General features: G+C 63.7%; 2 protein-coding genes and 1 pseudogene. 2 read left to right on the plus strand and 1 reads right to left on the minus strand.

Annotated elements, in window-relative coordinates:
• Nucleotides 1-1,195 (minus strand): chemotaxis protein CheB (locus tag JHD07_RS12965; RefSeq protein WP_291622634.1); only part of this gene is annotated, 1,195 nt, incomplete at its 3' end.
• A gap of 386 nt (nucleotides 1,196-1,581) precedes the next feature.
• On the opposite strand from JHD07_RS12965, the gene JHD07_RS12970 reads away from it, so the two are divergent.
• Complete coding sequence (locus JHD07_RS12970) at nucleotides 1,582-1,977, plus strand: response regulator (protein ID WP_291622636.1); 396 nt, start codon at nucleotides 1,582-1,584, stop codon at nucleotides 1,975-1,977.
• Between the two features lie 790 nt (nucleotides 1,978-2,767).
• Nucleotides 2,768-2,915, plus strand: a pseudogene (locus JHD07_RS12975) (alcohol dehydrogenase catalytic domain-containing protein); the annotation flags it as partial.

Below are 2,915 nucleotides of genomic sequence, written 5' to 3' on the forward strand. Positions count from 1 at the left end.
CGCAATACGTGTCGCCCTCGCGCACGAACCAGCGCGCCAGGCGCTCGCTGCTCATGTCCGCCTCGATGGTGGTGCGATAGCGACCGACGCGCGCGGTCGCCAGCGCCCGCCCGTCGATGTCGGTGGCGAAGATCTGGACTTGCGGCACGGAATCCATCCGCGCCATGTGCTCGCGCAGGAGAATGCCGATCGAATAGGCTTCTTCGCCGGTGGCGCAGCCGAGCACCCAGACGCGCACCTGCTGGCCCGCCGCCTTGCCTTCGAATATCCTCGGGATGATCTGGGTCTCCAGCACCTCGAACTCACGCTTGTCGCGAAAGAATTCGGTGACGCCGATGAGCAGGTCGTTGAAGAGGTTCAGCGCCTCGTCCTTGTCGTTCCGCAAGAAATCGACATAGGCGGGAATATCGTCGATCTGAACCACCTGCATGCGCCGCTGCACCCGGCGCAGAAAGGTGTTCTGCTTGTAGCCGTGGAAATCGTTGCCGGTCTTGTTGCGCAGGATGTCGGCGATGCGCGACAGCGAGGTCGCAGCCGCGGCCAGCACCTCGTCGAAGCCCTGCTTCTCCTCGAGGCGCCGCAGATGCCGGGTGTAGACCTGGATGTGCTCGGGTATCTCCTCCGGCGGCAGCACGTAGTCGGCGATGGCGGCTGGCGTGTTGCCGTCGACCAGATGCTCTGCCTCCCCCGGCCCTGCGACCTTTTCGGCGATGGCGAGACCGCCATGGTCCTTCAGAGTCGCGGTGCCGAGCGTCCCGTCGCCGCCGGTGCCGGCAAGGAGAACGCCGATGGACTGCTCGGCGCGCTCCTCGGCCAGCGAGACCAGGAAGCTGTCGATGGTAGCGCGCTCACCCGGGGCCTGCTCGGCCTTGCGGATCGCGAACCGATCGCCCTGGATCGTGGTGATCATCGCCGGCGGGCACAGATAGATAGTCCCGCCCTCGACGGCGTGGCCATCGACGATCTCGGCGATCCTGCTGCCGTGGGAATTTTGCACCGCTGTGCGCAGCCGCGGCTCGTTGGCAGCTTCGTGGTATTGAAGCGCCACCACGACGGCCTGGTCGACCCCGACAGTCAGCTTGGCGAAGAAGCGCTCGATGCTGTCCAGTGCACCGGGCGAAGCGCCTACCCCGATGATCAGCGGGGATTTGAGCGTGCGCTCTGCATCGAACGGCTGGCCGCCGATTTCATTCATGGCTCTTGTGACTCTCGTTCACTCGGCGGGGCCGATGGGAGCCCGGCCTCTGCAACGGTAGGAATCGAATACCATCAAATATGCCTCGAATCCCGCACGATTCCCCGTCCGATCGCTTGTCGGCGGCGTGAAGGTCCTGGAAGCTTGGCCCCGCTGCCGGCGACGGTCACCGGGATGCCGATACCCGGGGCGGGAATGTGCCGGATAATAAAGAAGGTCAGCCGAGAAGTCTGCCCAGATCCGCTTCAGGGGCCAGGCGGCGCCGGCCGGGCCTCCGATGCCGATGTCGCGGTTGTTCATGGAACCGACCTCCGACTGCATCGTTTCAGTTTGCACCACGCAGGATTGCCGTTTTATGTTCCTGCCTGGGTGGAGACCGAAACAGCATGGCGGCATCGGCCCATCAACGCGCCCCGCTCGCGGGGCGCCGCATCTTCGTGGTTGAGGACGAGTACTTTCTCGCCGACGACATCGGCAGGACGTTTCGCGCGCTCGGCGCGGAGATTGTCGGCCCCGTTGGTCACGTCGGCGACGCGCTGGAGATTCTGCACGATGGCAGCGTCCTTGATGCCGCCGTCCTCGACGTCAACATCCGCAGCGAGATGATCTTTCCGATCGCCCGCGAACTGAAGGCGCGAAACGTGCCGTTCCTGTTCACGACGGGATACGACCAAATCACACTCGGTCCGGAGTTTCAGGACGTGCCGCTGCTGGAGAAGCCGATCAATCTTCCGGAAATGGCGCAGAAGTTGGCCGGGCTCATCGCCGGTCCAGGAGCTTGACCCCGCACGAGGCGTGACCGACTGAGGTGATCGCCGCCGGCCGAGGATCAGAGCAGGCGCGCGAAGGCGAGCCAGGCGGTGACTGCCAGACACAGGATAACCGCGGCGTAAGGGAGCGCGACGCGCAAGGTTCCCCCCAATTCAGCTCAACATCATCCAGCCGATCGCGACCATCATCACGAGAAAACCAGTAATTGCGGTCGCAATAAAGGCCTGTTCGATGCGATCCATCGCCAACGCAGCCCCTCTGGTTCAGCCCGTACAATTTGACCGTTTCGGGGCCGCTGCGCATTAGGCTATGTGAATCGGGGGCCTTCGTTTGAACCAGGGCAATCGCATATGGGAGGGATTTCGCTGTAGTCATCCGTCGAAACGCCCGACTCCGGCGGGCCCTCAGGATGAGGATCGAGAGTGTCGCGCCAGTTTCAACGAGACCCGATGCCGCTTAGCCTCACCCTGAGGGACCGCCACCGGGTCCGCGCAAAGCGCGGCCCGATGACAGGCTCCGCGGTCGTCTCGAAGGGCGAGGCGCTTTCAAAAAGCCAATGCGATTGCCTACCCCTGCGCGCGCCAGCTGGCGAGTTCCAAGCCGATACCCGTGGATCGCCGGTGACGACGGCGAGTTGATTGGCGGCCATGCGGCGTATTCTTGCGATCGAGGTGATCATGCTCAATCGCCGCCCTGCCCTCTCGTTCCTAATTGCGCAGCGCGAAGAATTCGCGCGCGGCGATAGCAACCATCGTTCATGCCTCGACTTAGATGCCACGTGGCTCACACGGAGGACGGACGATGAAGGCGCTGGTCTGGCATGGCAAGGAGGACATCCGGTGCGACACCGTGACCGATCCGGAGATCCAGGATCCGCGCGATGCGATCATCAAAGTCACGAGTTGCGCCATCTGCGGCTCCGACCTGCACCTCTTCCACAACTTCATCC

It is taken from the genome of Bradyrhizobium sp., from assembly GCF_016462955.1.
Classification (GTDB): Bacteria; Pseudomonadota; Alphaproteobacteria; order Rhizobiales; family Xanthobacteraceae; genus Bradyrhizobium.